Here is a 23,442-nt window from a genome sequence, read left to right as displayed (position 1 = left end):
CACTCATCGCGCATGCGTTCATCACGCGCCCCATGACCAATGCGCGACATCAAAATCGCACTCACACAAATCATCGCCATGCTGTGAACCATATCTCATCACGGCACATTGACGACGCATTGATTGCAATAAGCTCGTAGGGAAACCCATTCCAATCTGAATGCGACGACTTGATCCTCAAGTCGTAAGGGGAAGTTTTGCGTTCAACCCAACGGTTTCTCTGGCGCGCGCCGCGCCGGAGCGGGCAACCGTGTCCAAAATCTCAGGAGCTCTCTCCATGGCAAAGAAAAAACTCTTAGGTGCATTGGCGCTTGCCGCCATCGGCACCGCGGGAGCGACGGCGACTTATCTGCAGACGCAGGAAGCCACCACGCAAACCGCCGACACCGCCCCGGCCAGCCAGGGCATGCCCGCGCCTCAGCCACTGCCCTTGTCGACGACGACGACGGTGGGCAGTCAGGCGCCCTCACAGGAATCCCAGGAGGCCGCGGCAAGAGCGGTCATCTTCGGCAACACTTCCGACTCGGCGACTTCACTGGTTCCGGGCGAGGACCCCGGAACGACCATCCTCGGCTTCATCATCAGCAATATCGTCTCCGGCCTGCTGAGCATCCCGGTCATTCCCGACGTCATCATCGAGGCGTTCGAGCTGCGCGAAACCGCGATTCCCGAACCGCGCGACATGTCGTCGCTGACGCAGCGCAACACGCCGGTGCCGATCCGCCTGCGCTCGGACACCGTGGGCGGCGACATCATCGCCGATGAAATCGATCCGCTGCTGATCTACGAGATCGCCGAGCAGCCGAAGCACGGCACGCTCAGCGGCACGCCGCCCTACGTGACCTACACGCCGAATCCCGGCTACACCGGCTTCGACCGCTTCAAGTTCTCGGTGCGTTCGGTCATCCAGGCGATTCCGCTCACCGTCCCCGCCCAGGTCGACGTCAAGGTGCAGGGGTCGTACAACGCGTTCGAAAGCGGCCAGGTACGCCCGCTCGCCTTGAATTCCGACAAGACGCGGCTGTACGCGGTCAACACGCCCGACAATCGTCTGGAAATCTTCGACGTCACCCAGGCGGCTCCGCGTCTGCTCAAGAGCGTGCCGGTCGGCATGGAGCCGGTCGCGGTGTCCTTGCGCAACGACGGCGAGGCGTGGGTGGTGAACACGTTGTCCGACAGCGTCAGCGTGGTCGACATCGCGGCGCCCGTGCCATACGTGAAGCGCACCCTGCTGGTTGGCGACGAACCGCAGGACATCGTCTTCGCCGGTCCCGACAAGCGCCGCGCCTTCGTGACCACGGCGCATCGCGGCCAGAACTCGCCGTCCGACATGGCCGCGCTCACGCCCGGCATCGGCCGCGCGGATGTCTGGGTCTACGACGCGCCCAGCGTCGATCAGCAGCAGAACGACGCCGCGCCGCTGAAAATCCTCACGCTGTTCGGCATGCCCGCGCGCGGCCTGGCGGTGAGCCCGGATGGCGGCACGGTGTACGCCGCGATCTACAAGTCCGGCAACCAGAGCACGGTCATCGGCCCCAACACGCTGCTGCTTGGTCCGAACAGCACCAAGTTCGGCAAGCCCGGCCTGAAGACCGACGCCAGCGGCCTGCTCGGCAACCTCGACGGCAAATGGGCACCAAACACCGGCGTGATCGTGCAGTTCAACGGCACCGACTGGGTCGACAGCTACGGCACCAAGTGGAACGACTACGTCAACTTCAAGCTGCCCGACAAGGATGTGTTCGCGATCGACGCGAATGCGGCCGATCCGGTGGTGAAGACTGACTTCGCCCACGTCGGCACCTCGCTGTTCAACATCGCGGTCAACCCGGTCTCGGGCGCGCTGTACGTGTCCAACCTGGAAGCTAAGAATCTCAACCGCTTCGAGGGTGACGACCGCACCGACGGCAAGCTCTCGGTCAACGGCCGCTTCATCCAGAACCGCATCACCGTGATCAAGAACGGACAGGTGCTGCCACGCAATCTCAACAAGCATCTGGTCGATGCCGCCACCTACGGCAATCCCGGCGACAGCGAGCGTAGCCTGGCGATGCCGTTGCAGATGCAGGTCGACAGCCAGGGCCGCACGCTGTACCTGGCCGCGTATGGTTCCTCGAAGATCGGCGTGTTCAACACCGACCAGCTGGAAGCGAATTCCTTCACCCCGTCGGCGCTGTCGCAGATCACGGTCAGTGGCGGCGGCCCCGCCGGCATGGTGCTGGACGAGGCACGCAGCCGCATGTACGTGCTCACGCGCTTCAACAACAGCATCGCGGTGGTGAACACCGCCTTGCGTGCCGAAACCGCGTCGGTGCCGATGTACAACCCGGAACCGGACTTCGTGGTGAAAGGCCGTCCGCTCCTGTACGACGCGCGCTTCAGTTCCGCCAAGGGCGATTCGTCCTGCAGCAGCTGCCACCTGTTCGGCGACAACGATGGCCTGGCCTGGGACCTCGGCAATCCAAAGGACAGGTGGGCGCCGAATCCGCGCAAGTACGTGACCTCGATCGCCTCGACGCTGGCACAGCGCGCCAACCATCCGTTGAAGGGGCCGATGACCACGCAGAGCTTCCGCGGCCTGGAGTTCAACGGACCGCAACACTGGCGCGGCGACCGCACCGGCGCCTCACGCGTGAACGGCGAATCGCGCGAAAGGGCCGCGTTCAAGCAGTTCGCCCCGGCCTTCGTGAGCCTGGTGGGACGTCCCAGCGAACCGACCCAGGAACAGATGGGAACGCTCGCCGACTTCCTCCTGCAACTGCGTTATCCGCCGAACCCGATCCGCAACCTGGACGATACCCTGACCCCGGAAGAGGTCGTGGGCAAGAACGTGTTCTACAACAAGCTGACCACGGGATTCCGCGCGCTGCGTGACGAGTTCGGCATCAGCAACGCCACGATGACCACCTGCAACGAGTGCCACGAACTGCATCCGGAGCAGCAGCGCTTCGGCTCGGCGACGAAGATGAGCTTCGAAGGCCTGCCGCAGGACATGAAGGTCGCGCACTTCCGCAACCTGTACCAGAAGGTCGGCATGTTCGGCATGTCCTCGATGCTCGGCACTTACGGCGACAAGAACGCGCCGCAGGTCTCCGGCTTCGGCTTCATGCACGACGGCGCCATGGACACCACCGAGCACTTCATCGGCGCGGCCCGTACCGGCCAGCAAGGCTTCGTCGTGCCGCCCGAGGAACTGCCCGGCCTGCTGAAGTTCATCATGGCCGAGGACAACGGGCTCGCTCCGGCGGTGGGACAGCAGTTCACGCTCAATCAGCTGAGCGCGGGCGCGGTATCCCGTGTCGACCTGCTGGTGGATCGCGCGCTGGCGCATACCCGTCCGGGTGCGGAGAAGATCAAGCGCTGCGAACTGATCGCCAACGGCCTGATCTACGGCAAGTCGTACAGCTTCCTGCTGCAGGACAACGGCGAATTCGCGACATCGGACAGCGCCATTCCCACGTTCTCGGAAAGCGGCTTGCGCTCGCTGGCGGTCGAACCGGGCAACAGCGTGACCTACACCTGCGTCCCGCCGGGTGCCGGCACGCGCATGGCCCTGGATCGCGACGAGGATGGCATTCCCGATGGCGTCGATGCGGTGACGTCCGGCATCGCCCAGACCAGCATCCAGCCGTCGAACCCCAACGCGCCGGTGGAAACCGACCGCATGGAGACGGCGCTCGAGCACAACTATCTGCTCGAAGCGGTGCAGGCGGTCCTGTTGCAGTGGCCCACCTTCACCACGTTCTAAGCAAGCAGATTCTCAAGCAGCACAATACCGCGCGGCGCCAGGAGGCGCCGTGCGGAGCGGAAAGGGGGAAAGCCGCGACCGTATGCCTACGGTTCGCGGCTTTTTTTCAGCAGCATTTCCAGCGCCTTCCCGGCGGCGGCGAATGCGAACGAGCCGGTGATGTGCGTGGCCGCGCCCAGCCCTGCCCCGCAATCCAGCTTGAGTGCGGCATCGGCGCCCAGTTGCGGACGCAAGCCGCAGACACTGCCGTCAGCCTGCGGATAGCGCACGTTCTCCAGCGAATAGATCGCCGGTACGCCGAAGTAGCGTTTCGGCCCCTTCGGGAAATTGAACTCCCCGCGCAGCTTCTTGCGCACCAGCGCCAGCATCGCGTCGTGCTCGGTGCGGGAAAGGTCGCGCACGCGCACCAGGGTCGGATCGATCCTGCCACCCGCCGAGCCCACGGTGATGATCGGCTGCTTGCGGCGCCGGCACCAGGCGATCATCTCGACCTTGCTGCGGAAGCTGTCGCAGGCGTCGACCGCCAGATCGAAACCCGCGCCGAGCAACGATTCCATGTTCGTCGGCGTCAGGAAGCTGGCGACCGGCCGCACATCGATCGCCGGATTGATGGCGCGGCAACGCTCGGCCATCGCCTCGGCCTTGCCACGGCCGTACTGGCCTTCCAGCGCCGGCAACTGGCGATTGGTGTTGGACACGCACAGGTCGTCGGCATCGATCAGCGTCAGCGCGCCGATGCCGCTGCGCGCCAGCGACTCCACCAGCCACGAACCGACCCCGCCCAGACCGACCACCACGACATGGCAGGCGGCGAATCGTTTCAGCGCACCGCGTCCGTACAACCGGTCGATGCCGGCGAAGCGTTCCTGCCAGAGCGAATCGCCCCGTGGCGACGGCGTCTTGTCGGCATCGTCGAAGGACGCGAAGCCCCGATCGGGAGCGATCGAATCCGTCGAATCCGCCGAATCCGCTGATCCATGATCGGACCGCGCTCCGTTGGAGCGTGCCTCACTGGAAACGGCGATGGCGGCCCGATGGCGTGTCGTCTGCATTTGCATAGTCTACTGCCACGCATGCTATGTTCGGCCGGAGCCAGCCAGGAGCCCGCCATGTCGACAACGCCCAGTCCCGCCCCGAAATCGTCGGCCTTCGGCCGCTACTTTTTCCTGTTCCTGCTCGGCCTGGTGGTGGGCGCGGTGGCGACGGTCATGGCGATGCGCGCGATCGATGCCCGCCGCGACCATTACCCCGACGCGGTGATGACCGTGATGCAGGCGCACGCCAGCCAGCTGAAAACCAGCCTGGACGCGAACCGTTGCGGCGCGACCGATATTCTTCCGCACCTGCAGAGCCTGCGCACGATGGCCAACGACATCGAGCCGGCCTTCGGCGACCTGCGCGAGGACGAACGCTTCGCCAAGCACGCCAGCCAGCTGCGCGCCACGCTCGACGGCGCCCTCACCTCGCCTCCGCTCAACTGCGCCGGTGTCGGCGCGACGGCGGGCAAGATCGGCGAAGCCTGCAAGGCCTGCCATCAGGATTTCCGCAACTGACCCGTGCTTCTCCGCACACGCGAATGAATCGCCGCTGAGGCCGGTTTCCGGACGATCGCGCGATTGGTGACCGGTTCACCGTCAGGCTCCTAAGGTCAGTGCAACCGCGGCCCCCTTTCCGCGAATGATGACTGAGGAGATTGGCATGAAGATTCGTCTGCTCGGCGCCGGCGCCCTGATCACCGTACTCGCGGCCGCGGGTTGTGCCACCACTTCGCCCGGGTACGGCGGCGGTGGCTATGGCAACAATTACGGCGGCGGTTCCTACGGCAGCCGTTGCGACGCCTGCGGCACGGTGACGCGCATCGAAACCGTCGCCCGAGGCCAGAATGTGCCGAACGCCACCGGCGCGGTACTCGGCGGCATCGTCGGCGCCGCTGCGGCGCGCGAGATCGCCGACCACAACACCGACAGCAAGGGACGCAAGAACACCGCGACGGTCGCCGGTGCGGTCGGCGGTGCCCTGGCGGGCAACGCGATCCAGAATCGCGTGCAGGAATCGAGCACCTATCGCCTGTACGTCCGCTTCGACGACGGCCGCACGACCACGTTCACGCAAAGCGACCTCGGCGGTATCCGCGAAGGCTCCTACGTCGAAGTGCGCGGTGGGCACGCCTATGTGCGCTGATCCCGTCTGAAGGATCGCCCCCCGTTGCCGCGACCGGATTCGTCGCGCCGGACACGGCAATGGCAACAAACAGAATGGCCCCGTGAACCGGGGCCATTCTTTATTTCAAGAATCTTCTATTTCAAGAACCGCATCTGCAGCCCCGGAATCCTTTCGCTCAGTCCGGTCGGCGGTTTCACGCCCTTTTCGGCCGCGCAGTAGGTTCCAAACACCAGATCCCAAATGGGGAAATGGGCGGCGAAATTCTTGTTGTGATGCTTGGCGTCCAGCGCGTGATGGATCCGGTGCTGCTGCGGCGTCGTCAGGATGCGGGACCAGAATCCGGTACCGATCTTCACGTCGGCGTGGACGAAGAAATTCCACACGGTGAAGAACAGCACGGCGATCACCGGCGGTGTCGTGTCTCCGAACAGGAAGAGCACCGGCAGGCTCACGACGAAGGCCTGGATCACGATCTCGCTCCAATGCTGACGCACATAGGTGGTCGCATTGAAATTCGTGTCGCTGTGATGCACGCCATGCCAGAGCCAGAGCGGCCGGAAACGATGCTGCGCCCTGTGCCACCAGTAGTAGAAGAAGTCGACGATCACGTAGTAGGCGGCCACCTGCAGGATCACGACCAGCGAATTGTGCGAGGGAAAATCAAAAGGCAGGATGCCGCTTTGACCCGGCGGAATGATGCGTTCACGCGCCATGTGAACCAGCGGAACCAGGAGTGCATAGATGGCGCACACCAGCATGCCGTTCGCCATGTTCCGCAGCTTCGCCCCGATCTGTTCGCCGAACCGGCGATTGATGATGAGGTCGAAGAACGTACCGGCGATGAGAATCGCCGCCCAGAGGATGGCGGGTGTCTGGAACAGATAGAGTTTGAAGTAATCGCCGAGCATGTTCAGGCGACCGCCTCACCGGTCGCGGCTTCGAGCCGCTGCTTGATTTCGCCAACTTCCATTTGGACACCCCGCGCCGCACCTTGAACGGTGCCGCATCCTTCTCTCGTCATCGTGCACCTGATTCCCTATTCATCACTATAGGGCTCCGACAGAACTCAGGCAACGAGCCGACCGTGCCCCCGCGACTCCCGCATGCCGCCGCCGGAATCCGGACACTGGCTGAAACGCAGTCGCGGCCAGGCTCCCTGAACAGGATTTCTCATCTCATGCACATGCTGCGTGCGCAACATGCTTCGCCGCCGCCGCAAGGCTAACTTGTGGGGACAGGGGCCATCCACATCCACCGCACATCCACTTTCACAACTCCCGAGGAGAAGACTCGATGAGAAGCACCATCCTTAGCGTGGCGATGGGAACCGTATTGCTCGGCGCCGGCATCGCCAGCGACGCCGCCCAGCCTTTCGCGAAATCCAATCCGCTGCGCGTCGAGATGGCGGCGGCCAACGCGAAAGCGGGTTCGTTCCTCGGCGTCGTGGATATCGTCGTCACCAACGTCAGCAACCACACCGTCCGCGTTCCGAAGCAGAAGCTGCCCTCGGACGATCTCGAAGCCAGTCTGTTCCAGGTCAGCCGCGACGGCAAGCCGGTTCGCTATGAAGGCAAGCTGGTCAAGCGCGGCCTGCCGCAGGCCGAGGATTTCGTCATCCTCAAGGCTGGCGAGCAGTATCGCGTCCAGGTCGATCTGTCGGCCGCCTACGATCTGGCCCAGAGCGGCTACTACTCGGTCACGTTGAGATCGCCCCTGCAATACGCTTCGAGCAGCGATGGCAGCATGCTGAAATCGCCCAACGGCCTGCCGATGCTGCTGCAGAGCCAGTCGGTGCGACTGTGGGTGGACGGCAGCGACCAGCTCGGCGCGATGAAAACCGCATCGAAGGGCAAGCCCGGTGGCGGCGGTACCCTTGTCAACGGCATCACCTACAAGGGATGCACGACCACGCGCATGAACGACATCGACCAGGCGATCTCCGCCGCGCGCAACTACACCGAGAACAGCAAGGGCTATCTCAACGCCGGCAATACCGGCCCGCGCTACACCACCTGGTTCGGCACCTACACCTCTTCCCGCTACAGCACGGCCAAGTCGCACTTCACCTCCATCGACAGCGCGATGGACCAGAGCGGCGGCCAGATCACCGTGAACTGCGGCTGCAACCAGAACTACTACGCCTACGTGTATCCGAACCAGCCGTATGAGATCTATGTCTGCAAGGCCTTCTGGACCGCACCGCTCACCGGCACCGACTCCAAGGCCGGCACCCTGATCCACGAGATGAGCCATTTCAACGTCGTGGCGGGAACGGACGACGTGGTGTACGGCCAGAGCGGCGCCAAGAGCCTCGCCATCAGCGATCCCGACAGCGCGCTCAACAATGCCGACAGCCACGAGTACTTCGCAGAAAACACCCCGTCCCAGAACTGACGGTCACTTCGTTGCAAACAAAAACCCCCGGCATCGCTGCCGGGGGTTTTTTTCGGATCGAAGCCAGTCGATCGAAGCCAGTCGATTACAGAGGCTGCACCGCATCCGCCTGCAGGCCCTTCTGGCCCTGCACGACGGTGAAGCTGACCTTCTGGCCTTCCTTGAGGCTCTTGAAGCCCTGGGTCTGGATCGCACGAAAATGCACGAACACATCCTCGCCGTTCTCGCGGCTGATGAAGCCGAAGCCCTTGGCGTCGTTGAACCACTTCACGGTTCCGTTTTCGCGAGCACCTTCTGACATCTGTATCACTCCCCGTAGCAGTCTCGTATGGAACACCGCCATCTTGCGGGATGGGTCGGCGGCTGGTCGCAAGCAGGAAGCGAAATGGAACGGTGTCGCGGATCGATGGAGCCGGCAGCACGGATCGAACGCATCCAGGCCACGGTACGATGTGGCCTTGACAAACACAGCGCCAGCAAATTAACCCGGCATTTGTGAAAATGCAATCAGCCTCCGGGAGCACTTGAAAGGCCGGATTTCGGGGGCTTTTGGCCCCTTTCTCCTTATAAGATCGATATTATTCATAACGCACGTCACATATCCGGCCCCGCCCTCGTGATGACGTGCCCTCTCTCATCCACAGGAACAGGATCAAGATGGACCCGCATGCCGCCTGGTACGTGATCGCCGCCGCAATGGTGTTGTTGGGTCTGATCGGCATCGTGCTGCCGGCTCTGCCCGGCGTTCCCCTGATCTTCGCCGGCATGTTGCTGGCCGCCGCCGCGGATGGATTCGAGCGCGTGCAGTGGTGGTGGATCGCGATTCTCGGCGTATTGACGCTGCTCTCGGTCGGCATCGATTTCTGGGCCACGGCGATCGGCGCGAAACGCGTCGGCGCCAGTCGCAAGGCATTGCTGGGCGCCGTGCTGGGCACGTTCGCGGGCTTGTTCTTCGGACCGATCGGTCTGTTCGTCGGACCATTCGCCGGCGCGGCATTGGGCGAACTCTGGCATGGGCGCAGCATCGATTCCCAGCGCGTCGGACAGGCGGCGAAGGTCGGCTTCGGCACGTGGCTGGGCATCGCGCTCGGCATCGCGCTGAAAATCGCGCTGGCCTGCACGATGCTGGGGCTGTTCGCATGGGCCTGGTTTCTCTGAAGCACACGTTACGCCCGCATAGGCGCGCGCAAGCGCGTCGCTGCGGCATCGGTACATGTCGGACGGGTAGACTGGCGCCTCCTTTTGCTCCGTCCCATCCGCATCACCCGATGAGCTTGCTCCGCAAACATCTGCTCCCCGCCCTGCTGGTCTCCCTCATGTCGCTGGCGGCAGCATTGCCCGCCATGGCCGCCAATCCCGCGACCGTCAACCCCGCTGTCGCCACCGATACGAAGATCGGCAAGAGCGTGAAAGCCAAGCTGGCCTCGGTGGAAGGCCTGAAAAATGTCACCGCGAGCGTGGAAGGCGGCGTGGTGCAACTCGGCGGCACCGTGCTCGAATTCGAGCAGCGGAAACAGGCCGCCGACATCGCCACCGCGGTGCCCGGCGTGACGTCGGTCAACAACGCGATCGCGCTCGACAGCAATCTCCGCAACCGCTTCAACATCGCCTACGAGCAGGTGACGGGCAAGCTGTTCAAGCTGCTTGCGCTGCTCCCGCTGCTGTTCTTCGCCGTGCTGATCGTCCTGTTGGCGGTCTGGCTGGGCGGCTTCCTTGCGCGTCACCTGCACTGGTTGCGGCTGCGCAGCAAGAATCCCTACATGGACAACTTGGTGCGCCGCACTGTGCAGACGCTGATCGTGCTGATCGGCGTGCTGCTCGCGCTCGATCTGCTGGGCGCGACCTCGCTCGTCGGCGCGGTGCTGGGATCGGCGGGCGTCGTCGGCCTGGCGCTTGGTTTCGCCTTCAAGGACATCGCCGAGAACTACATCGCCGGCGTGCTGCTGAGCGTGCGGCGGCCGTTCTCGCCGGGCGAGCACGTCAAGATCGACAACTACGAAGGCAAGGTCGTGGCGCTGACCTCGCGCACGACGCTGCTGATGACGCTGGATGGCAACGAACTGCGCCTGCCGAACGCGCTGGTGTTCAAATCGGTGCTGCTGAACTACTCCCAGAATCCCAACCGCCGCTTCGAGTTCGTGATCACCATCGATGGCGCCCAATCGATCCGCGACGCGCAGGTGCTGGGCATCGAAGCGCTGGCGAAGGTCGAGGGCGTGCTCACCGATCCCGCGCCGTCCTGGGTGGTGGTCGACTACACGCCCGGCGGCATCGGCCTGCGCTATTACGGCTGGGTCGATCAGCGTGCGAGCGATCTCGGCAAGGTGCGCAGTGAAGCGATCCGCGCGGTGAAGGCGGCCTACGCGCATGCCGGCATCGAATCTCCGCGCACGGTCTATCACGTCGTCACCTCGCGTGATCGCGGACAGGAAGATCAGGCCCCCACGCCCCTGGAACCGATGCACGACAAGAACATCGACACCTCGGTCAACACCGATATCGACAGCCAGCTGGCCGCCGCGCAACGCGCCGACCAGGGCCGCAACATGCTCGAAACCGGAGATCCCCCCGCATGAACCGCGCCAGGATGACCACCCCTCTCCTTCTGACCAGTCTGTCCCTGTCCGGCACCTGCGCGTTCGCGCAGACGGCACCGGCCGCCGGTGACGTGAACGCATGCACGGCGATCGAGAACGACGCCACACGCCTGGCCTGCTACGACGCCGCGACCGGACGCAAGACACTGAGCCCGGCCCAGGCCGATGCCGCCGCCGAAGCCGCGAAGCAGCAACGCGAAGCGGCCAGTGATGCGGAGCGCACCGCCTTGTCGAAAGGCGAACGCGCCAAGCGTGCCTTCAGCGACCTGTACACCTCGGAGCCGCAAGAGAATGCCTCCGAAGAGCAGGCCCTCGCCAACGCGGGCAAGGGCTCGCTGCTCGACAGCCGCTGGGAACTGGCGAAGGACTCGAAGCTCGGCACCTTCAACTTCCGCGCCTACAAGCCGGTGTATCTGTTCCCTGTGTTCTGGAGCAGCAACCAGAACGAGAGGCCGCATTCGCCCAATCCGCTGAACACCGTCACCACGACGCAGAACCTCGACGCCTACGAGACGAAATTCCAGCTCAGCTTCAAGACCAAGGCGCTGGAGAATCTGTTCGGCGACAACGGCGATCTGTGGATGGGCTATACACAGAGCTCGCGCTGGCAGGTCTACAACGCCGAGGAATCGCGCCCGTTCCGCGAGACCAACTACGAGCCGGAAGTGCTGCTGGTGTTCCGCAACAACTACAGCATCGGCGGCTGGAAGGGGCGCATGAGCGCGATCGGCCTGAACCATCAGTCCAACGGCCGCGCCGATCCGCTTTCGCGCAGCTGGAACCGGATCATGTTCAACTTCGGCTTCGATCGCGAGAACTGGGCGATCATGGCGCGGCCCTGGATCCGTGTTTCGGAGGAGCGCAAGGACGACGACAACCCGGACATCTCCGATTACATGGGCCGCGGCGACATCACCATCGTCCACACCATCGGACAGCACCAGCTGTCGCTGATGGGGCGGCACTCGTTCCGTGGCGGCGACCGCTCGCATGGCGCGCTGCAGTTCGACTGGGGATTCCCGATCCACAACCAGCTGCGCGGCCATCTGCAGATCTTCGACGGCTACGGCGAGAGCCTGATCGACTACAACCACCGGGCCACCTACATCGGCCTGGGCGTGTCGCTGATGGAGTGGTACTGACGGCGGGCAGGCTCTCGACGGCCTGGCTCTCCACGGGCTCGCTCTCCACGGAACAATGCCGCGTGAAACGCCGCCGTTCGGCTATGCTGTCGCCGCCGCCGTTCCGGCGGTCCGACACCCGCAGACAATGACGTCAGCCACGCCTCGCAAGCACCGCTCCTTCTTCGCCTACGCCTCCGCCCTGCTCGGCCTGTTGAGCCTGTTGGCGGTGCTGTGTTTCCACTTCCCCGAACTACTGACGAGCAAGGAATTCCGCGCCGTCTACAACGAGACCTTCGCGCGCCATCTGCTGCTGGTGGGTCTGGTCGCGGCTTTCATCCTCGGCACATTGGCGATCCTGCGTGACCGCAACAAGCGCATCGCCCTGATCGGCGTCGGCGGCGCGACGCTGGCCGTATTGCTGGGCGGCACGAACGTGCAGTTCGACGCCATCGGCGAGACGCCCTATTCGCTCGGGCTGGACTGGTTCGTGATCTCGCTGTTCTTCTCGGCGCTGGTGTTCGTGCCGCTGGAACGTTTTTTGGGCCAGCGCGCGATCTCGCCGCTGCGGCCGGGCTGGCGTACCGACGTGGCCTACTTCTTCATGAGCCATGTGCTGGTGCAGTTCATCCTCATCCTGGTGACCGCGTCCACTTCCACCATCGCCGGACTGGCCGCTTTCCCCGGCCTGAAAGCGGCGATCCAGTCACTGCCGGTCTGGGCACAATTCCTGATCGCCGTCTTCGTCGCCGACATGGCGCAGGCGCTGCTGCACCGCGCCTACCACAACATTCCCTGGCTCTGGCGCTTCCATGCCGTACATCATTCCAGCCGGGAAATGGACTGGCTGGCCGGCTCGCGCATCCACTTCGTCGAGATCGTGCTCACGCGCAGCGCCGTGCTGTTGCCGTTGCTGATCCTCGGCTTCTCGGCCTCTGCGGTGAACGCCTACGTGATCCTGGTCGGACTGCAGGCGGTGCTCGCGCATGCCAATCTCGGCATCCGCTTTGGCTGGCTGGAATATCTGATCGTGCTGCCGCGCTATCACCACTGGCACCACGCGCGGCAGTACGAATACATCGACGTGAACTACGCCATCCATCTGCCGCTGGTGGACATGCTGATGGGCACGTTCAAGCTGCCACGCGACCAGAGCGCCTGGCCGCAGGAATACGGCGTGATGAAGCTGGAAACCGTGCCTCATGGCATCGTGAAGCAGCATCTGATGCCATTCCTGAAGCGGAAGACCTACGACGACTACGTGGCCTGACGGCACGCAGAGCCCCTCAACCGCCGTCCAATCCCCGGCGGATGCCCCACTCGCGCAACGCCTCGATCGCCGGACGCAGTTCCTCGCCGTCCGGCGTGAGCCTGTATTCCACGCGTGGCGGCACTTCGGCGTAGACCGTGCGGGTGATCAAACCTTCCTCTTCCAGTTCGCGCAGTTGCTTGGTCAGCATCCGCTGCGTCACGCCGGGCAGGCGTCGCTTGAGTCCGTTGAAGCGCTGCATCCCGGTGAGCATGAGGTGGTAGAGGATCATCACCTTCCATTTGCCGTTGATGATGTCCATCGCCGCTTCGACGGCGCAGTGCTTTCTTCCATCAGGAGCGCTGGGTGGGAGCATGAGGCGGAATCCGGGCAGGTATACTTTTTGATACTACATACAAAAAAAGTGCGTACTTGCGCACATCGGGGGCAAGCCTAACATCCCCCCCTCGACGAATACCGTCGTTATTCGGGATTTCCATGCTCCGCTCTTCCGCTTCCCCCTGGCGCCGCCTTGCGGCGTCCCTGCTGTTCCTTGCCGGCTCGGTGGCGACAACCGCCTTCGGTGCCGAATCAGGATCGCCGCCCGTCCCTTCCGTGCGCCTCTACGCGATCGACTGCGGCCATCTGTCCTTCCGGGACATGGCAATGTTCTCCGACACCGGCGAGTTCGACGGCCAGCCCGGCGAGATGGCCGTTCCCTGCTTCCTGATCCGGCATCCGAAAGGCGATCTGATCTGGGACACCGGCCTTGGCGATGATCTGGCCGGCCCAAAACTCGATGCCCTCTATGCCCCGCTCGGCATCAAGGCCACGGTCAAGACCACGCTGACCTCCCAGCTGAGCGAACTGAAGCTGACGCCGGACGACATCGAGTTCCTCGGCATCTCACACCTGCATCTCGACCACGTCGGCAACTCGCACCTGTTCAAGCATTCGACCTGGCTCTTGAATCGCGCGGAAGTGGCCTGGGCCACCGCCGATCCCACGCCAGGTGGCGTCGTTCCCGCAGCGTTCTCCGGCTACCGCGACGCCAAGGTGGAGTGGCTGAATGACAGCGACCACGACGTCTTCGGCGATGGCAGCGTGCGCATCCTGCGCGCTCCGGGGCACACGGCCGGCCATGCCGCGCTGATGCTGCAACTGGCGAACGCGGGCACCGTGATCCTGTCCGGCGACCTGTACCACACCCATCTCAATCATGCGAAGCATCTGGTGCCGCCGTACAACTACAGCCGCGCCGAGACGCTGGCGTCGTTCGATCGCATCGAGAAGCTGCTGACCGATCGTCATGCACGACTAGTCATCCAGCACTCGCCGGAAGATTTCGCGGCGTTGCCGAAATTCCCTGCTTATCTCGACTGAGATGTGTCATCCGTCATTCCCGCGGACGCGGGAATGACGACATCAGCGCGAACTGCGCCAGCGCCGATCCTCGACCATGAGGCACTGATCCTGCACCACGTCGATCCCGGCGGCGATCAGCTTCTCGGCGAAGGCATCATTGCGGATGCCGGTCTGCATCCACACGACGCGCGGCCGTGCCTTGACCAGATCATCCAGGTGCGCCGACAGATCCTCTGGCTTGCGGAACACGTTCACCAGATCGACGCGGCCGGGAATGGCCGCCACGCTGCGGTACACCGGCCTGTCGAAGATGCGCTCGACGTCCGGGTAGTACACCGGCACCGGCAGGATCTCGTAGCCGACGCGGCGCAGATAAGAAGGCACGATATGCGCGGGCCGGTCGGCACGCTCCTCGGGCTTGATGCCCAGCACCGCAATGCGGCGCAGCGCACCGATGACGCGATCGAAATCGCGATGATCGGTCAACAACTTGCCGCACTTGAAGATCACGCCGCCTCCATCAAGCAATTTTCACCAGGCCGCTTTCATCGATCAGGCTTTCATCAAACCGGCTTTCATCAGGCAATCTCCACCACGGGAATCTTGCCGATCCGTGCCTGCCACTCGCGCGGACCGGTGCGATGCACCGATTCGCCGCTCGAATCCACGGCGACGGTCACCGGCATGTCCTGCACGGTGAATTCGTAGATCGCCTCCATGCCGAGATCCTCGAAAGCGAGCACGCGCGCGGCCTTGATCGCCTTCGACACCAGATAGGCGGCGCCGCCCACGGCCATCAGGTACACCGATTGGTGTTTGCGGATCGCCTCGATCGCCGTCGGCCCGCGTTCGGCCTTGCCGACCATGCCGAGCAGGCCGGTCTGGCTGAGCACCTGCTCGGTGAACTTGTCCATGCGCGTGGCCGTGGTCGGGCCGGCCGGACCGACCGCCTCGTCACGCACCGGATCAACCGGGCCGACGTAGTAGATGAAGCGGCCTTTGAAATCGACCGGCAGCGCCTCGCCCTTGTTGAGCATGTCGACCATGCGCTTGTGCGCGGCGTCGCGACCGGTGAGCAGCTTGCCGTTGAGCAGCAGCACCTCGCCCGGCTTCCACGAGGCGACTTCCTCACGCGTCACCGTGTCCAGATTCACACGGCGGCCCTTCGAGGCGTCGTAGGTCAGCTTCGGCCAGTCCTCGAGCGAAGGCGGATCGAGCATCACCGGTCCGCTGCCGTCGAGCACGAAGTGCGCGTGGCGTGTGGCGGCGCAGTTGGGAATCATCGCCACCGGCAGATTGGCGGCGTGGGTCGGATAATCCTTGATCTTGATGTCGAGCACGGTGGTCAGGCCGCCCAGGCCCTGCGCGCCGATACCGAGCGCATTGACCTTCTCGTACAACTCCAGGCGCAGTTCCTCCAGCCGGTTCGACGGCCCGCGCGACTGCAGGTCGACGATGTCGATCGGCTCCATCAGCGCTTCCTTCGCCAGCAGCATCGCCTTTTCGGCGGTACCGCCGATGCCGATGCCGAGCATGCCGGGCGGACACCAGCCAGCGCCCATGGTCGGCACGGTTTTCAGCACCCAATCGACGACGGAGTCCGACGGATTGAGCATCGCGAACTTCGACTTCGCCTCGGAACCGCCGCCCTTGGCCGCGACGATCACATCGACCGTGTTGCCGGGCACCACTGAAATATTGACCACCGCCGGCGTATTGTCGCCAGTGTTCTTGCGGCCGCCGACCGGATCGCGCAGCACGCTGGCGCGCAGCTTGTTGTCCGGATGCAGATAGGCGCGGCGCACGCCCTCGTTGACCATCTCTTCAACGCCCATCGTCGCGCCGTCCCAGCGCACGTCCATGCCGATCTTCAGGAACACGGTGACGATGCCGGTGTCCTGGCAGATCGGGCGATGGCCTTCGGCGCACATGCGCGAATTGATCAGGATCTGCGCCATCGCGTCCTTGGCCGCGGGTGACTGCTCGCGCTCGTAGGCGGCGGCGAGGTTCTTGATGTAGTCGACCGGGTGGTAGTAGCTGATGTACTGCAGGGCGTCGGCGACGCTCTGGATCAGATCGTCTTGTTTGATGACGGCTGGCTTGAAGACGGCTGGGCGGATCGTGGTCAAGGCTGGCTCGGAAGCTTGCGGGGGGACCCACATTTTACCGCGCGAAGCGCCGGCGCAGCGGCACGGAACGCCACCTCCCGCCGCTGCGTGGCATGCTTCCGGCCCCGCCTGCCCGAAAGTCGCGAATGTCGAGCCCCTACTGGCGCATGCGCAGCCATGAGCCGCCGAAGTTGAATCTCCGCCAGCGCTTCAAGGCCTTGCGCAACCTGCCGCCGTTCCTGCGCAGCATCTGGGAGACCAGCCGCACGCTCACGCTCTCCAGCATCAGCCTGCGCCTGGTGCGCGCCCTGCTCCCGGTGGCGACGCTGTACGTCGGCAAGCTGATCGTGGACGAGGCCGTGCGCCTGGTGGCGCTGGGCCCGGCCAAGGCATCGCTGGCGGAGATGTGGCACGCCGGCACGCTCGACCACCTGCTCGGGCTGCTGGCGCTGGAATTCGCCCTGGCGATCGGCTCCGACCTGCTCGGCCGCGTGGTCGGCCTGGTCGATTCGCTGCTGTCGGAGCTGTACTCCAACAGCACCAGCGTGCGGCTGATGGAACATGCGGCCTCGCTCGACCTGGAGGATTTCGAGGACGCCGACCTGCAGGACAAGCTCGACCGCGCGCGCCGCCAGATCGCCGGGCGCAGCCCGCTGCTGTCGCAATTACTGGGCCAGGCGCAGGACATCGTCACCATCCTGAGTTTCGTCGTCGGCCTGTTGGTGTACGCGCCCTGGCTGATCGTGCTGCTGCTGATCGCGCTGCTGCCGGCCTTCATCGGCGAGATGCACTTCAACGCGCAGAGCTACGCGGTGAACTTCCATTCCACACCGGAACGCCGCGAGCTGGATTACGTGCGCATGCTCGGCGCCAGCGCCACCTCCGCCAAGGAGGTGAAGAGTTTCGGGTTGAACCGCTTCCTGATCGAGCGCTTCCACACGCTGTCATGGTTGATCTATCGCGCGAATCGCAGCGTCGCGCTGCGCCGTGCCGGCTGGGGCGGCCTGTTCACCACCATCGGCACGCTCGGTTACTACGCCGCCTACGGCTTCATCGCCTGGCGCACGGTGCGCGGGGAATTCAGCATCGGCGACCTGACCTTCCTGTCGGCCTCGTTCCGCCGCCTGCGCGGCCTACTGGAAAACCTGCTGACCGGATTCTCGCAAGTGGCCGGGCAAGCGTTGTATCTCGACGACCTGTTCTCGTTCTTCCGCATCCGGCCGGAAATTTTCTCGCCGGCACAGCCGCGGCCATTCCCGAAACCGATCCGGGAAGGTCTCCGTTTCGAGAACGTGGGTTTCCGCTACCCCGGCGCGCAGCGCTGGGCGGTGCGCCATCTCGATTTCACCCTGCACGCCGGCGAGGTGCTGGCCCTGGTCGGCGAGAACGGCGCCGGCAAGACCACGCTGGTGAAACTGCTGGCACGCCTGTACGACCCGGACGAAGGCCGCATCCTGCTCGACGGCCATCCGCTCGACGAATACGACCTGGACGAACTGCGCGCCAACATCGGCGTGATCTTCCAGGATTTCGTGCGCTACTTCCTCACCGCCTCCGACAACATCGCCGTCGGCAGTATCGACGCGCGCGAGGACGAGCCGCGCATTCGCGAGGCGGCACGGCGCAGCGTCGCCGACGAGGTGATCGAACGCCTGCCCGGCGGCTACGACCAGATGCTCGGCAAGCTGTTCAAGGACGGTGTGGACCTGTCCGGCGGCGAATGGCAGAAGATCGCCATCGCCCGCGCCTACATGCGCGATGCGCAACTGCTGATCCTCGACGAACCCACCGCCGCGCTCGACGCGCGCAGCGAATTCGAAGTGTTCCAGCGCTTCAAGGAACTCTCGGACGACAAGACCGCCGTGCTGATCTCGCACCGGTTTTCCAGTGTGCGCATGGCCGATCGCATCCTGGTGCTGGAACAGGGGCGCATCGAGGCCAGCGGCACGCATGCCGAGCTGATCGCCCAGGGCGGGCGCTATGCCGAGTTGTTCGAGTTGCAGGCCGCGGGTTATCGCTGATCGATTTTTCTGTCTGCATGGCTGGAGCAGAGCAGCTTCGATTCAAATGCTTACAACGCTCGTCATCCCGGCGAAAGCCGGGATCCAGCTTTATCCCGCAAAAGACTGCGCGCGGATCGAAAGGCTGGATCCCGGCTTTCGCCGGGATGACGAGCATGTGGTCGTGTGGACTTGAATCAAAAATGCCCTAGTCGAACAATCCTTTCTGCGCCGCCGCTGCGCCCGGATAACGCAGCACGCCGTCGATCAGGCGCGCATTTTCATGCAAGGCATGTGGTTGAGTGTCCCCAGGCGCCAGCAGGTGCACGACTTCCCAGCCGCGCACGGTGAAATCATCCGCGATCAGCCGTCGATGACAGCGCCACCACAACGCTTCGGCGCACATCACCGCGCAGCGGGAACGCGTGGCAATCTTCATCAAGCGTTCGCGCGCGCTGGCAAACTCGGGCGTCGCCATGTAGTCGGCGTAACCGCGAAAAGCGGCGACACGCCAGGCGTCATTGGCGGAATCCGCCGCCGGCTCGCGCCGTCCGCCCAGTTCCGGCATCGCCACGTACTCGATCCCGGCCTCGCGCAGGGCCTGCGCCATGGCCGCCCCCGCGTATTGCGGATTGCGGCGCGAGCCCGCGAAACGGCGCACGTCGGCCAGCGTCGCGATGCCGGCATCCCGCAGCATGTCGACGAAAACGGGCCAGTCGCGGGTGGAGTGGCCGATGGTCCAGAGCGTTCCCGTGGGCATGGCCATAGCCTAATCCCGGAGGCTCTCGCGGGATGAGAACGTGATTTTCGGCCGTCACGATACGTGTCGCCTGCGCGCGGTCTTCGGCCCGTTCGGCACTGTTTTAAACCTTTCCCCGCCCCGTAGCATCCGATTGATCATGTTGATGGCCGCGATGACCGAACCCATGCCCGCGATTTCGCTGGACGCGCCTGCCGAGGATGCCGACGCCGCCCTGGTCCGCGTGGCGCGCGGCGGGGACATGGGGGCCTTCGAAGCCCTGTACCGGCGGCATGCCAGCCGGGTGCACGGCGTGATCCTGCGGCTGGTCGGCGGCCAGCACGGCCGCGCCGAGGACCTGACCCAGGATGCCTTCGTGCGGGCCTGGCAAGCGCTGCCGTCATACCGTTTCGAAAGCGCCTTCGGCACCTGGCTGTACCGGCTGGCCGTGAACACGGCGCTGATGGAACTGCGCTCACGGCGCGGCCAGCCGCTGATGGATGCGGATGACGACTACGACAGCGTCGGCAGCATCGATTCGGCCGGCCACACCACGGCGCTGTCGACCGACCTGGAGCGCGTGGTCGCCACGCTGCCGCCACGAGCACGCGCCGTGCTGGTGCTGCACGATGTGGAAGGATGGAAGCACGAGGAAATCGCCGTCGAACTGAGCATGGCCGTCGGCAGTTCGAAGGCACAGTTGCACCGCGCGCGCTCATTGCTGCGTGCGCGGCTTGGAGGTGAAGCATGACCCCGAACGATGTGATTCCCAATGATCAAGAGCGCTCGAACGACAACGTCGACGAGATGCCCGATGCCCTGCGCTGGCAATTGCGCGGCCTGCGCGAAGACGTCACGCCGCAGCGCGACCTGTGGGCCGGCATCGCCGAGCGCATCGCCACCGGGCCGGAGATCGCGCAGCCCGCGCCGACGCACGCCCTGCCCCGGCCTTCGCGCCGCCTGCGCTGGATGGCGATGGCCGCTTCGATCGGGCTCGCCTTCGCGCTGGCCTGGCAGTTGCGCCCGACTCCGGTCACCGCACCGGTACCTGCCGGTTCCAACGATGTCGCCGCGAACACGATTTCCCGCGAAGCCGCCGCGATGACCCGGCAATACCAGACAGCGCTGCGCGAGATCGACGCCCACGGGCGTCCCGTCACCGCGCACGCCGACGCCTTGCGCGTACTGGACATGGGCGTCGAGCAAGTGCGCGACGCGCTGACGCGCGATCCCGATTCCCGCTTCCTTCTCAGGCAACTGCAGAAGCTTTACACGCAACGGCTCGCGCTCACCCAGCGCTTCGCCATGAGCTGAACGCATTGGCTGCCCCCATTGGCTGATCAGGACCCTCCGGAGTACTTCATGAAACTGCAAATCCTCGCGCTGTCCCTGCTGATCGGCCTCGCATTTCCCGCCTCGGCCGCGAAACCCATCGACGAAACCCGCCCGCTCGATGCGCGCGGCACGGTCAACGTCAAGAACATCAGTGGCCGCATCGAAGTGCGTGTGTGGGACAAGCCGCAGGTCCACATCGGCGGCAGCCTCGGCAACGGCGTGGAACGGTTCGAGATCGAAGGCGACAGCCGCCAGCTAGACGTCAGGGTCAAATATCCGCGCAACAGCAGCAATACCGAATCCACGACCCTGATCCTGCAGGTGCCGACCCTGGCCAGCCTGTCCATCGAGGGCGTCTCGGCCGACATCGACGTCACCGGCACCGCCGGCGCGAAGCTCGATATCGACAGCGTGAGCGGCGATATCGCCGTCGTCGGGGCACCGGGCCGCGCCGACATCCAGAGCGTCAGCGGCGATGTGGTGGCGACGCTCAACAGCACCGATGTCTGCGTGCAGTCGGTGAGCGGAGACCTCTCGTTGCGCGGCCGTCTCGATGGCTCCATCAAGGGGGAAGTCGTCTCTGGCGAACTCAGCATCGACACGCGCGACAAACGCGTGCGCGAGCTGACCGCCAACAGCATCTCCGGCAACATCATGGTCCGTGGCAATCTGGCCGAAGGCGGCAGGATCAATGCCGAGACGACCAGCGGCGACATCAAGATCGTGATGCCAAAATCGTTGTCGGCCCGCGTCAACGGCAAGAGTTTCAGCGGCGACCTCAGCGCGCCGGGCGCGCGCATCAGCCGCCCGCAATACGGCCCGGGTTCGGATTTCGATCAGCGCTACGGCGACGGCGGTGGCGAGATCCGCATCCAGACCTTCTCCGGCAACGGCAAGCTGGAGCTGTACTGACGGCACGCTTGATCAAACGGCAGACCGTTTGATCCCCGCGAGCGGCGGACGCCGCTCGCTCCCCGCAACACTTCCATCCGCGCGGCGCAGGCCGCCGCGTCGGGCCCGCTCGTCCGCACATCCTGGAGGATGTCATGCGTTCGATCCTGATCTGCCTGCTGCTCGTCGGCTCCACCGCCGCCCCGGCGACGACGCGCTACCTCACCCTGGTCAACGACGGTCGCGACCGCATCCGCGCCGTTCACAGCGCCACGCCCGGCAGCGACGCCTGGCGGGCGGCGCCGCTCGCGGTAGGCGGGCTGCCAGGTGGCGGCAACGCCGAAACGCTGCGGGTGGACTCCGGCGCCGGCTGCCTGTCCGATCTGCGCATCGATTTCGCCGGCGGCCGCCAGCTGGTGGTCCGCGATTTCAACGCCTGCCGCTACCGCAGCCTGCGTGCCGGAATGGCCTGGCGGCTCGGCCAGGCCCGCCAGCGGACGCACGGAGCCATTGTCGCCGGGAAAGATGAGAGCGGTTCTCATCCCTAAGGTACAATAGGGGCAGTTTCTTCGTTACAGCTCCCCACATGTCCTCTGCGTTTGGCACCGAGACGGTGCTGGACGTCCGTCACTGGACGGACGACTACTTCAGCTTCACCACCACCCGCGATGACGGTTTCCGTTTCGAGAACGGCCAGTTCGTGATGATCGGCCTCGAAATCCCGCAACCGGACGGCACGCGCCGCCCGCTGCTGCGCGCGTACTCGATCGCCAGCGCCAACTGGGAAGAGCAGCTGGAGTTCTTCAGCATCAAGGTGCCGAACGGACCACTGACCTCGCGCCTGCGCGACATCCGCCCCGGCGACGGCGTGCTGATCGGACGCAAGCCGACCGGCACCCTGCTCATCCACGACCTGCATCCCGGCCGCAACCTGTACCTGCTCGGCACGGGCACCGGCCTCGCGCCGTGGCTGTCGGTGATCAAGGACCCGGAGACCTACGAACGCTTCGAGCGCATCGTGCTCTGCCATGGCGTGCGCAGCGCCGCCGACCTCGCCTACCGCGACTACATCGTCAACGAACTGCCGCGGCACGAACTGCTCGGCGAGCAGATCGCGCAGAAACTGCTCTACTACCCGGCGGTGACGCGCGAGGATTTCATCTTCGCGGGCCGCGACCATCGCGGCCGCCTCACCGATCTCATGGACAGCGGCCGCATGATGGAAGACCTCGGCCTGCAGCCGCTCGACGCCGCACACGACCGCGCCATGATCTGCGGCGGCCCGCAGATGCTGGCCGATTTCCGCGCCCTGCTCGACGCCCGTGGCTTCACCGCCGCGCCGCGCATCGGGACGCCGGGGCAGTACGTGTTCGAGCGGGCGTTCGTCGAGAAATAACTCGTCTTTTGGGGCTCCGGCGTCATCCCATCGTAAGCTGGGACCCATTTAGTGTTGCTTCTACTCGTCATTCCCGCGAAGGCCGGGTTTTCAACAGCCGGATGGCTGGTCATCCAGTGTCTTTGCTCTTGGCTGCGGCTGTCGAAAAGCAAAAGCGTTTCGCCCCTGAAGGGGCGAGTTCATTTCTTTTGGTAAGCGCCAAAAGAAACGAACCAAAGAAAAACGCTTTTCTCGACAAAGCAATCCCATGACGGGAAGCGCCCCAGGATTTTCCGACTCGCCATCCATGGCTCGGTCGGAAAACGGCGGGCGTCCTGCCCGCCGCCCTTCGGGTCT

22 protein-coding genes are annotated in these 23,442 nt (G+C 64.6%); 15 read left to right on the top strand and 7 right to left on the bottom strand.

Translation table 11 applies throughout. From position 1 onward, the window contains the following. The first annotated feature begins 277 nt into the window (after positions 1-277). Entirely contained in the window at positions 278-3,748 is a 3,471-nt protein-coding gene (locus AC1RNP_RS05800; RefSeq protein WP_493050316.1) for a beta-propeller fold lactonase family protein, read from the top strand. 86 nt (positions 3,749-3,834) lie between these two features. Here AC1RNP_RS05800 and AC1RNP_RS05795 read toward each other — a convergent pair whose 3' ends face one another. Beyond that, positions 3,835-4,800: a tRNA threonylcarbamoyladenosine dehydratase gene (locus AC1RNP_RS05795; protein WP_493050315.1), complete on the bottom strand. Its 966-nt coding sequence runs from the start codon at positions 4,798-4,800 to the stop codon at positions 3,835-3,837. A 57-nt stretch (positions 4,801-4,857) separates the two neighbouring features. On the opposite strand from AC1RNP_RS05795, the gene AC1RNP_RS05790 reads away from it, so the two are divergent. Continuing rightward, complete coding sequence (locus tag AC1RNP_RS05790; protein ID WP_493050314.1) at positions 4,858-5,301, top strand: hypothetical protein; 444 nt, start codon at positions 4,858-4,860, stop codon at positions 5,299-5,301. 145 nt (positions 5,302-5,446) lie between these two features. Continuing rightward, complete coding sequence (locus AC1RNP_RS05785) at positions 5,447-5,929, top strand: glycine zipper 2TM domain-containing protein (protein WP_493050313.1); 483 nt, start codon at positions 5,447-5,449, stop codon at positions 5,927-5,929. Positions 5,930-6,045: 116 nt separating this feature from the next. Here the strand turns inward: AC1RNP_RS05785 and AC1RNP_RS05780 are convergent, their stop codons facing one another. After that, positions 6,046-6,819: a sterol desaturase family protein gene (locus AC1RNP_RS05780; RefSeq protein ID WP_493050312.1), complete on the bottom strand. Its 774-nt coding sequence runs from the start codon at positions 6,817-6,819 to the stop codon at positions 6,046-6,048. A 385-nt stretch (positions 6,820-7,204) separates the two neighbouring features. On the opposite strand from AC1RNP_RS05780, the gene AC1RNP_RS05775 reads away from it, so the two are divergent. Next, on the top strand, positions 7,205-8,305 hold the full coding sequence (locus tag AC1RNP_RS05775; protein ID WP_493050311.1) for a M35 family metalloendopeptidase: 1,101 nt from the start codon (positions 7,205-7,207) through the stop codon (positions 8,303-8,305). Positions 8,306-8,390: 85 nt separating this feature from the next. On the opposite strand, the gene AC1RNP_RS05770 is transcribed toward AC1RNP_RS05775, so the two are convergent. Next, on the bottom strand, positions 8,391-8,606 hold the full coding sequence (locus AC1RNP_RS05770) for a cold-shock protein (RefSeq protein WP_226468500.1): 216 nt from the start codon (positions 8,604-8,606) through the stop codon (positions 8,391-8,393). 356 nt (positions 8,607-8,962) lie between these two features. Between AC1RNP_RS05770 and AC1RNP_RS05765 the strand changes: the two genes are divergently transcribed. The 4 genes from AC1RNP_RS05765 (at position 8,963) to AC1RNP_RS05750 (ending at position 13,293) form a co-directional block, all read left to right on the top strand. After that, the gene (locus AC1RNP_RS05765; RefSeq protein ID WP_493050310.1) at positions 8,963-9,463 is read left to right on the top strand and encodes a DUF456 domain-containing protein; all 501 of its coding nucleotides are present in this window, start codon (positions 8,963-8,965) and stop codon (positions 9,461-9,463) included. 110 nt (positions 9,464-9,573) lie between these two features. After that, the gene (locus tag AC1RNP_RS05760) at positions 9,574-10,881 is read left to right on the top strand and encodes a mechanosensitive ion channel domain-containing protein (RefSeq protein ID WP_493050309.1); all 1,308 of its coding nucleotides are present in this window, start codon (positions 9,574-9,576) and stop codon (positions 10,879-10,881) included. 11 nt (positions 10,882-10,892) lie between these two features. Next, a complete protein-coding gene (locus AC1RNP_RS05755; protein ID WP_493050308.1) occupies positions 10,893-12,044 on the top strand; it encodes a phospholipase A in 1,152 nt (383 codons plus the stop codon). 127 nt (positions 12,045-12,171) lie between these two features. Continuing rightward, positions 12,172-13,293: a sterol desaturase family protein gene (locus AC1RNP_RS05750; protein WP_493050307.1), complete on the top strand. Its 1,122-nt coding sequence runs from the start codon at positions 12,172-12,174 to the stop codon at positions 13,291-13,293. A 16-nt stretch (positions 13,294-13,309) separates the two neighbouring features. Here AC1RNP_RS05750 and AC1RNP_RS05745 read toward each other — a convergent pair whose 3' ends face one another. Further along, the gene (locus AC1RNP_RS05745; protein WP_493050306.1) at positions 13,310-13,648 is read right to left on the bottom strand and encodes a winged helix-turn-helix transcriptional regulator; all 339 of its coding nucleotides are present in this window, start codon (positions 13,646-13,648) and stop codon (positions 13,310-13,312) included. Positions 13,649-13,770: 122 nt separating this feature from the next. Here AC1RNP_RS05745 and AC1RNP_RS05740 point away from each other — a divergent pair, with 122 nt between their 5' ends. Further along, positions 13,771-14,655: an N-acyl homoserine lactonase family protein gene (locus AC1RNP_RS05740; RefSeq protein ID WP_493050305.1), complete on the top strand. Its 885-nt coding sequence runs from the start codon at positions 13,771-13,773 to the stop codon at positions 14,653-14,655. Positions 14,656-14,697: 42 nt separating this feature from the next. Here the strand turns inward: AC1RNP_RS05740 and AC1RNP_RS05735 are convergent, their stop codons facing one another. Both AC1RNP_RS05735 and AC1RNP_RS05730 read right to left on the bottom strand, forming a co-directional pair. Continuing rightward, positions 14,698-15,147 (bottom strand): CoA-binding protein, encoded by a 450-nt coding sequence (locus AC1RNP_RS05735; protein WP_493050304.1) that lies wholly within the window; start codon positions 15,145-15,147, stop codon positions 14,698-14,700. 68 nt (positions 15,148-15,215) lie between these two features. Beyond that, positions 15,216-16,727, bottom strand: coding sequence for a fumarate hydratase (locus AC1RNP_RS05730; RefSeq protein ID WP_493050668.1), 1,512 nt, complete (start codon positions 16,725-16,727; stop codon positions 15,216-15,218). 164 nt (positions 16,728-16,891) lie between these two features. Between AC1RNP_RS05730 and AC1RNP_RS05725 the strand changes: the two genes are divergently transcribed. Beyond that, positions 16,892-18,766, top strand: a complete 1,875-nt coding sequence (locus AC1RNP_RS05725; RefSeq protein ID WP_493050303.1) for an ABC transporter ATP-binding protein — start codon at positions 16,892-16,894, stop codon at positions 18,764-18,766. Between the two features lie 187 nt (positions 18,767-18,953). Here AC1RNP_RS05725 and AC1RNP_RS05720 read toward each other — a convergent pair whose 3' ends face one another. Next, a complete protein-coding gene (locus AC1RNP_RS05720) occupies positions 18,954-19,511 on the bottom strand; it encodes a DUF488 domain-containing protein (protein WP_493050302.1) in 558 nt (185 codons plus the stop codon). A gap of 139 nt (positions 19,512-19,650) precedes the next feature. Between AC1RNP_RS05720 and AC1RNP_RS05715 the strand changes: the two genes are divergently transcribed. The 5 genes from AC1RNP_RS05715 to AC1RNP_RS05695 all read left to right on the top strand — a co-directional run bounded on the left by AC1RNP_RS05715 (position 19,651) and on the right by AC1RNP_RS05695 (position 23,106). Beyond that, a complete protein-coding gene (locus AC1RNP_RS05715; RefSeq protein WP_493050301.1) occupies positions 19,651-20,235 on the top strand; it encodes an RNA polymerase sigma factor in 585 nt (194 codons plus the stop codon). Next, complete coding sequence (locus AC1RNP_RS05710; RefSeq protein WP_493050300.1) at positions 20,232-20,798, top strand: hypothetical protein; 567 nt, start codon at positions 20,232-20,234, stop codon at positions 20,796-20,798. Before AC1RNP_RS05715 ends, AC1RNP_RS05710 begins: the two co-directional genes overlap by 4 nt. 48 nt (positions 20,799-20,846) lie before the next feature. Next, complete coding sequence (locus tag AC1RNP_RS05705; protein ID WP_493050299.1) at positions 20,847-21,731, top strand: DUF4097 family beta strand repeat-containing protein; 885 nt, start codon at positions 20,847-20,849, stop codon at positions 21,729-21,731. A gap of 134 nt (positions 21,732-21,865) precedes the next feature. Further along, positions 21,866-22,258: a LamG domain-containing protein gene (locus tag AC1RNP_RS05700; protein WP_493050298.1), complete on the top strand. Its 393-nt coding sequence runs from the start codon at positions 21,866-21,868 to the stop codon at positions 22,256-22,258. Between the two features lie 38 nt (positions 22,259-22,296). Next, on the top strand, positions 22,297-23,106 hold the full coding sequence (locus AC1RNP_RS05695; RefSeq protein WP_493050297.1) for a ferredoxin--NADP reductase: 810 nt from the start codon (positions 22,297-22,299) through the stop codon (positions 23,104-23,106). The last annotated feature ends 336 nt before the right edge of the window (positions 23,107-23,442 follow it).

The organism is Luteimonas sp. GW821-FHT14E02, assembly GCF_058803905.1.
The sequence above is the reverse complement of the archived record's forward strand: the minus strand, read 5'-3'. Positions and strand labels throughout refer to the sequence as shown.

Bases quoted from the DNA above. Each gene is read 5' to 3' on its own strand.
- AC1RNP_RS05725 (WP_493050303.1), top strand. From the start codon at position 16,892: ATGTCGAGCCCCTACTGGCGCATGCGCAGCCATGAGCCGCCGAAGTTG.
- AC1RNP_RS05795 (WP_493050315.1), bottom strand. From the start codon at position 4,800: ATGCAGACGACACGCCATCGGGCCGCCATCGCCGTTTCCAGTGAGGCA.
- AC1RNP_RS05705 (WP_493050299.1), top strand. From the start codon at position 20,847: ATGAAACTGCAAATCCTCGCGCTGTCCCTGCTGATCGGCCTCGCATTT.
- AC1RNP_RS05700 (WP_493050298.1), top strand. From the start codon at position 21,866: ATGCGTTCGATCCTGATCTGCCTGCTGCTCGTCGGCTCCACCGCCGCC.
- AC1RNP_RS05785 (WP_493050313.1), top strand. From the start codon at position 5,447: ATGAAGATTCGTCTGCTCGGCGCCGGCGCCCTGATCACCGTACTCGCG.
- AC1RNP_RS05710 (WP_493050300.1), top strand. From the start codon at position 20,232: ATGACCCCGAACGATGTGATTCCCAATGATCAAGAGCGCTCGAACGAC.
- AC1RNP_RS05780 (WP_493050312.1), bottom strand. From the start codon at position 6,819: ATGCTCGGCGATTACTTCAAACTCTATCTGTTCCAGACACCCGCCATC.
- AC1RNP_RS05790 (WP_493050314.1), top strand. From the start codon at position 4,858: ATGTCGACAACGCCCAGTCCCGCCCCGAAATCGTCGGCCTTCGGCCGC.
- AC1RNP_RS05740 (WP_493050305.1), top strand. From the start codon at position 13,771: ATGCTCCGCTCTTCCGCTTCCCCCTGGCGCCGCCTTGCGGCGTCCCTG.
- AC1RNP_RS05765 (WP_493050310.1), top strand. From the start codon at position 8,963: ATGGACCCGCATGCCGCCTGGTACGTGATCGCCGCCGCAATGGTGTTG.
- AC1RNP_RS05695 (WP_493050297.1), top strand. From the start codon at position 22,297: ATGTCCTCTGCGTTTGGCACCGAGACGGTGCTGGACGTCCGTCACTGG.
- AC1RNP_RS05715 (WP_493050301.1), top strand. From the start codon at position 19,651: ATGGCCGCGATGACCGAACCCATGCCCGCGATTTCGCTGGACGCGCCT.
- AC1RNP_RS05775 (WP_493050311.1), top strand. From the start codon at position 7,205: ATGAGAAGCACCATCCTTAGCGTGGCGATGGGAACCGTATTGCTCGGC.
- AC1RNP_RS05755 (WP_493050308.1), top strand. From the start codon at position 10,893: ATGACCACCCCTCTCCTTCTGACCAGTCTGTCCCTGTCCGGCACCTGC.
- AC1RNP_RS05720 (WP_493050302.1), bottom strand. From the start codon at position 19,511: ATGGCCATGCCCACGGGAACGCTCTGGACCATCGGCCACTCCACCCGC.
- AC1RNP_RS05750 (WP_493050307.1), top strand. From the start codon at position 12,172: ATGACGTCAGCCACGCCTCGCAAGCACCGCTCCTTCTTCGCCTACGCC.
- AC1RNP_RS05770 (WP_226468500.1), bottom strand. From the start codon at position 8,606: ATGTCAGAAGGTGCTCGCGAAAACGGAACCGTGAAGTGGTTCAACGAC.
- AC1RNP_RS05760 (WP_493050309.1), top strand. From the start codon at position 9,574: ATGAGCTTGCTCCGCAAACATCTGCTCCCCGCCCTGCTGGTCTCCCTC.
- AC1RNP_RS05745 (WP_493050306.1), bottom strand. From the start codon at position 13,648: ATGCTCCCACCCAGCGCTCCTGATGGAAGAAAGCACTGCGCCGTCGAA.
- AC1RNP_RS05800 (WP_493050316.1), top strand. From the start codon at position 278: ATGGCAAAGAAAAAACTCTTAGGTGCATTGGCGCTTGCCGCCATCGGC.